The following is a 6,000-nucleotide window of genomic DNA, read 5'->3' as shown; positions in this document are numbered from 1 at the left end:
CGCGTACCGTGAGGCGGTCGAGTGGACTGTTCTGCCCAAGTCCTCCGTGCGGCACGAGGCCGATCACGAGGAGCGTCGCCGGGCGGTAGGCGAGTCCACCGCGCTTAGTGTTACTGCCTTGCGTCACTTCGGTGACCGCACACTTCCCGACAGTATTTGGAGCACTCCCGTGAGCAAGCGGACCTTCCAGCCGAACAACCGGCGCCGAGCCAAGGTGCACGGCTTCCGACTGCGGATGCGCACTCGCGCGGGCCGCTCGATCCTCGCGGCTCGTCGCCGTAAGGGTCGCTCCGAGCTTTCTGCCTGAGGCGACGAGCCGTGCTGCCCGCGCGGCACCGGATGCGTGCGGCCGACGAGTTCGGTGCGGCGATTCGCTCCGGAGCGCGTAGCAGCACGAGGCGCGTCGTGGTGCACTACCACTCAGGATCCACCCGAGCCGAGTCGGTCCGGGTGGGTTTTGTTGTGTCCAAGGCTGTGGGCAACGCGGTCACGAGGAACATCGTGAAGCGCCGGCTACGTTCAGCGATGGCGGGCCGAGTCGGCGAGCTGCCGCAAGGATGTGCCGTGGTGGTGCGTGCTTTGCCGGCTTCGGCTGAAGCCACTTTCAGTGAGCTGGACGAGGACCTTGATGAGGCGCTTCGTCGTGCGCGCCGCAAGTCAACTGGTCATCAAGGGGGCCGGCGGTGACGGCGGAACGTATGTCCCGGAATCCCTTGACTGTGCTGTTGGTCGGCTTGGTACGGGGCTATCAACTCATCGTCTCGCCCTGGTTCGCGCCGACCTGCCGGTACCACCCGACCTGCTCGGCCTATGCGATCGGTGCGCTTCGCCGGCATGGGCCGGTCAAGGGCCTCCTCTTGGCAGCGGGGCGGCTGGCGCGTTGCAACCCGTGGTCCAGAGGTGGCGTGGATCACGTTCCGGGCCGCGGGAAGTGGCGGCCGGAACCGTGGATGCGCGATCCCGTGACTACTGAAGCCTCTGAGGCCGTACCCTCGACATCAGACTTGCCCACCCAGATTCCGCGCCCGCGGACCTGACCCAGGAGAGAACTCCCGGACATGGACTTCTTCGACACTGTGCTGTGGCCACTCAAGGTGGCCGTGGCCTGGATCATGGTGCGTGCGCATGATGTGCTCACGTTCATCGGGATGGACCCAGCGGGCGGGTGGACCTGGGTGCTGTCCATCGTGGCGCTCGTGATCGTCATCCGGGTGCTGCTGATTCCGCTCTTTGTGCGCCAGATCAAGGCGTCGCGAGGTATGCAACTCGTCCAGCCGGAGATTCAGAAGCTGCAGAAGAAGTACAAGGGCAAGACGGACCCCGCCTCCCGCCAGGCGATGCAGCAGGAGATGATGGCGATCTACCGGGAGGCCGGTACCTCACCGTTCGCCTCCTGTCTGCCGATTCTGGCGCAGATGCCGATCTTCTTCGCGCTGTTCCGAGTGCTTGCGTCATTGAGCGCTGTGGCTGCAGGAGATTATCCGCGCGCAAGTATTGGTCCGCTCACGCAAGAGCTGGCGGCTCAGGCTGAGGCGTCCTCGATCTTCGGTGCGTCATTGTCCTCGACGTTCATGGGTGAGGGCGCGACGATCGAGGCCCGGGTGGTCACGGCGGTGCTCATTCTGCTGATGAGTGCCACGACGTTGTTCACACAGCGCCAGCTCACCATGAAGAACATGCCAGCCTCCGCGCTGGACAATCCCATGGCGCGTCAGCAGAAGATGCTGATGTACATCTTCCCGCTGATCTTCATGTTCACTGGTGTTCACTTCCCAATCGGTGTGTTGATCTACTGGACCACATCGAACGTGTGGACCATGGGCCAGCAGTTCTTCGTCATCCGGAACTCGCCGGCTCCCGGCTCTGAGGCTGAGAAGAAGTACCTCGAGCGCAAGGCACGCAAGAAGAAGCGGCGCAGCGGTACCGCCTCTCTCGAGGACGCTGACCACGAGGTCCCTCAGCTGGAGGATGCGCAGGAGTCCGGCAGCGAGCCGTCGAGTGGGCAGCGGGCACAGCCGAAGAAGGCTCCACGCTCCAAGCGCAGGCCCGCTGGCGGGGCGGCCGATCAGGGCTCCGGGCCCAAGGACGAGAAGTGATTGCGCGCGAGGGCGTCTGCGCACGGACGAGAGGTCAGATCTGATGACGAATGACACGACTGCTCCTGAAGAGTCGGAGCTGCCGAGTACGAACGCTGTGTTGGAGGAAGAGGGCGAGATCGCCGCGGATTACCTCGAGGAACTGCTCGATATCGCCGACCTCGACGGGGATATCGACATCGACGTGGATCACGGTCGTGCCGCGGTGGCGATCGTGACCGAGGAAGATCCTGCGGCATTGCGCGCGCTGGTGGGCAAGAAGGGCGAGGTGCTTGATGCTCTCCAGGAGCTGTCTCGACTCGCCGTCCAAGCCAAGACGGGCAACCGGAGCCGGTTGATGTTGGACGTCGGCGGATATCGGAAGCAGCGGAAGCAGGAGCTCACCGCGATCGCGCAGGAGGCGATCGAGTCGGTGAAGAGTAGCGGCTCGAGTGTGGCTCTGGCGGCGATGAACCCCTTTGAGCGCAAGATCGTTCACGATGCGGTGGCTGATGCCGGGCTGATCAGTGATTCTGAGGGCGTCGAGCCGAACCGCCACGTGGTTGTGCGCGCAGGCGACTGAAGACGTGGTGTCAGAAGACTTCGACGCGGTGGTTGACGATGCACAGAGCCGTGCCGTTCTCGGGCTGGCGTGGGGCGGAGTGGCACGCTTTGCGGAGATGTTGGCCGACCAGGGCGAACTGCGCGGGCTGATTGGCCCCCGGGAACTCCCGCGGTTATGGACTCGCCACGTAGTGAACTCGGCGGCTGTTGCACAGTTCCTCCCAGCTGAGGGTTCAGTGGCGGATGTGGGTTCTGGAGCGGGTCTGCCAGGTGTGGTCCTGGCGCTGATGCGACCTGAGCTGGACGTCCACCTCATCGAGCCGATGGAACGCCGGATCACGTGGCTCAGCGAGGTGGTTGAGGAGCTTGATCTGGACAATGTGCAGCTGCATCACGGGCGCGCGGAGGAACTTCACGGGCGCTTGAAGGTCTCGGTGGCGACCGCTCGTGCCGTGGCGGCACTGGACAAGCTCGCACGGATGACGCTCCCGCTTGTGGAGCCGGGAGGCCGGTTGCTCGCCCAGAAGGGCCGGCGTGCGGCGGAAGAGGTGAGCCGGGCGGACAGCGTGCTGCGGCAGCTGGGTGGTGCCAACGTGCGCATCCATGAGGTCGACCTCCTCGGTGACGGTGACGTCACGCGTGTGGTTGAGGTACTGAAGACTCGGTAGTACATGTGTTCGAATGCCGGGTGTCGTGTGAGGATGTAGCGCGCGGAGGTCCACGGCCGGCGAGGGGCACGAGGCTACCTGTCACGACTAGTCTCCTGTGTGTGCTGTGGGTGCTGGCGTGCGGCGTGACAGGGTGACAGTGCGGTTGGGCCGGAGGCGTGACGGTGTGCCTGCCCGATGGCGGGTGCCTTTGGGGCGGCTCAGGCATCATCGTCCTGACCGAGCCGCTCGCACCCGGCCAGTGCCTGGCGGTTCGTACCCGGCGCGATTCAGCATTATTGAGGTGAGCTAGTGCTTGGGCCCACCTGACGACGGCCGAGCCGTAGGGTCGGCTATGTAGAGCGGGTGTGTTGCGCGGGTGAAGGGCGGTCCCATGTGCAGCGAGGAAGGGCGCTGGATGGGGGTGTTGCCCTGAAGCGGTCGGCCGTGATGTCAGCGGATGGTGCCGGTCGTGTGGGTGTCAGTGGTGGTGAGACGGTGGGTGCTCAGGGGTCGGGACAGGGTGTGCGATTCCGTTGATGCACGTGCTGGTGAAGGCGTGTATGGCCGGGCAGCTACACAGGCGAGGGGGTCTCTGGTAACGCTTGGCGGCTCAGGGCGGTGGTCGGTGTGCAGTTGCCCTTGGGCTCAGCGTGCGTTCGGTCATCGGGATGCGCGCAGAGAGTCGTTCGCTCTGTGCGTGAGTCGTGGTGAGGCCCACGGAGCAGATGTGTCTCGGGCATATGGTCTGGTTGCAGGGATCTGATGACGAGGTGCTCGGGATGGTGATGGCGGCCTGGCGGCGGAGATGTTTCACGTGGAACCGGCGACTGGTGCGGCGCGATCGGCGTCGCGGAGCCTGATCTATTCCGCGTGCGGCGTGGATGCGTACCCGACGAAGGTTGCACGGGCTGCCCTGGATGATGGGCAAGGCGCTCGATAGGGACGATCGACCGGTGTAGCAAGCGGTCCGGTGCAGCGGTGCGACCATCGAGCCAGTCGAGTGGTTGGCATTCCGGTGGCGAGGTGTAGCGCGGATGCACATCGGAACCGACTGCGCAGCGTCGTATCGGCGCCGAGGGCGATGCCATGTTCCACGTGAAACACGCGCGATGTTCAGATAGGTGTGGGATGGCGCGACCATGGCCCCTGGCAAGCGTCGGTGCTCTAGTTGCAACGTGCATCTACTGAGTGGCCCTCCTATGAGCGGCCAGCGCAGCCTCATCGACCTGAGGATCCGATATGCGGTGCGGCGGAGGCAACAGCAGATTCCGGGGCATGGCTCATACATGCCGCCCGTTGCTGGTGGGAGCTCCGTCGTCTTAGTTCTTCCCGGCGCGGGGCGTGGAGGAATGTGAGCACGGTCTGCTCCGCGTGCAACGTTGGTACCGACGGCGTTTCTGAGTTCACGATGGAGAAGGGCAACCCGGACAGCGTGGCCGACTGCCCGCCACGACTGGTTGTGCACCGAAGATGCAGCTACCGATAGCGCCGGCTAGTTGTGGTGGACGATTGCGCTGGGCGCGAGTGTCAGAGTGAGGGAGCGGTCATATGGGGCTGTGTGATGTGTCAGTTCGTGATGAATGGCGAACGGTTGGAGCTACGTGGTGCGAGGAAGCGAGATTGCTTGCTGGCGCGTACCGGGTGTCCCGCGAATGTTCGCCACCGCTGCGGTGATGGACACCAGTGCGTCAATCGGGTCGAACTGATCGGACGCAAGGCGCGCACAGTGCGTAGATGACTCGCCGGCGGCATGTTTCACGTGGAACGTGACACGGACCTTCTTCGGCACGACGGTCCGACTGGCATCCAGTACGGGATCGTGTAGGCGTAGACATCAGCACGTGCTAGCACCGCGCGGCGTCCCGCCGGTGCTGCTCGAGATGCGCCCCGCGCGGGATGGCGCTCATCGACGTTCTGCCGCACACTGTCGATCGAAGTGCGTCACTCGGCGAAGCGAGGATCGTCTTGGGATTCGCGTGAGGGCTGCGTTCTGGGAGCAGCTGGTGTGGAATGGGCACATGGCTGCGGCCGGTGAGAGTGGGTGGTGGCGTCGGGCCAACGTGCGTGCGATGGATGGGTACGAACGTGAGCACGTGATGCGAGGGAACTGGCTCAGGCCCAGCCGCGGCCAGCTAGGGCCCGGCGCGTCGCCTCGGAAGGGTTGTGTCCCTAGCGTCCTGAACATGGAGGCCTGCGGCATCCGATCGACTCGGAACGGGGTGAGACGGAACGGGCGCCGGATGGATGCGGATACGGGGCCTGCCGTCAGGATCGCAGGTGGCTGGTTACGTGTGGCAGTTTGCCGCTGTTCTTGGTGGTACCGGCACACTCCGGGCTGTGTCGCGCTCGTGAGCGGGCCGACCTCAGGGGGGGGGGGATCATCGCCGCGTGCGAGCGGACGCCTAGTCTCGATGGGAGCGTCGCGCGTACTTTGGGGGCGATACCTTAGCGGACGTACTTGCCTTGGTTTCCGGTGTTGGGCTGGAGTTGTTCGGGTGTAGTGGTGGTGGTTTCACGTGGAACGTCCTCGGGGGCGATTATCGCCGACTGCGACCGGACGCCTAGTGTCGATGGGAGCGTCGCGCGTACTTTAGGAGCGATGCCTCAGCGGACGCTCCTTTCTTGGATTCCAGTGCTGGGCGGCAGTTGCTCGGGTGAAGTGGCGTCGGTTTCACGTGAAACGTCCTCGGGGCCTGTCGGTGGCGGGGTGT

Annotated in this window: 6 protein-coding genes; all 6 read left to right on the top strand. The window is 64.6% G+C overall.

The features are described 5' to 3' along the window. The first annotated feature begins 169 nt into the window (after window positions 1–169). The 6 genes from rpmH to rsmG are packed head-to-tail and all read left to right on the top strand — an operon-like array spanning window position 170 to window position 3,307. Entirely contained in the window at window positions 170–307 is a 138-nt protein-coding gene (gene rpmH / locus LQF10_RS19315; protein WP_231065466.1) for a 50S ribosomal protein L34, read from the top strand. Window positions 308–339: 32 nt separating this feature from the next. Further along, entirely contained in the window at window positions 340–687 is a 348-nt protein-coding gene (gene rnpA, locus LQF10_RS19310) for a ribonuclease P protein component (RefSeq protein WP_435531456.1), read from the top strand. A gap of 11 nt (window positions 688–698) precedes the next feature. After that, entirely contained in the window at window positions 699–1,037 is a 339-nt protein-coding gene (gene yidD / locus LQF10_RS19305; protein ID WP_231065464.1) for a membrane protein insertion efficiency factor YidD, read from the top strand. A 21-nt stretch (window positions 1,038–1,058) separates the two neighbouring features. After that, window positions 1,059–2,096, top strand: coding sequence for a membrane protein insertase YidC (gene yidC, locus LQF10_RS19300; protein ID WP_231065463.1), 1,038 nt, complete (start codon window positions 1,059–1,061; stop codon window positions 2,094–2,096). A 43-nt stretch (window positions 2,097–2,139) separates the two neighbouring features. Continuing rightward, window positions 2,140–2,658, top strand: a complete 519-nt coding sequence (locus LQF10_RS19295; protein ID WP_231065462.1) for a Jag family protein — start codon at window positions 2,140–2,142, stop codon at window positions 2,656–2,658. A gap of 7 nt (window positions 2,659–2,665) precedes the next feature. Next, on the top strand, window positions 2,666–3,307 hold the full coding sequence (rsmG, locus tag LQF10_RS19290) for a 16S rRNA (guanine(527)-N(7))-methyltransferase RsmG (RefSeq protein WP_231065461.1): 642 nt from the start codon (window positions 2,666–2,668) through the stop codon (window positions 3,305–3,307). Window positions 3,308–6,000: the final 2,693 nt, after the last annotated feature.

The sequence above is a fragment of the Ruania halotolerans genome (genome assembly GCF_021049285.1).
Taxonomy (GTDB): Bacteria; Actinomycetota; Actinomycetes; order Actinomycetales; family Beutenbergiaceae; genus Ruania; species Ruania halotolerans.
The sequence above is the reverse complement of the archived record's forward strand: the minus strand, read 5'-3'. Positions and strand labels throughout refer to the sequence as shown.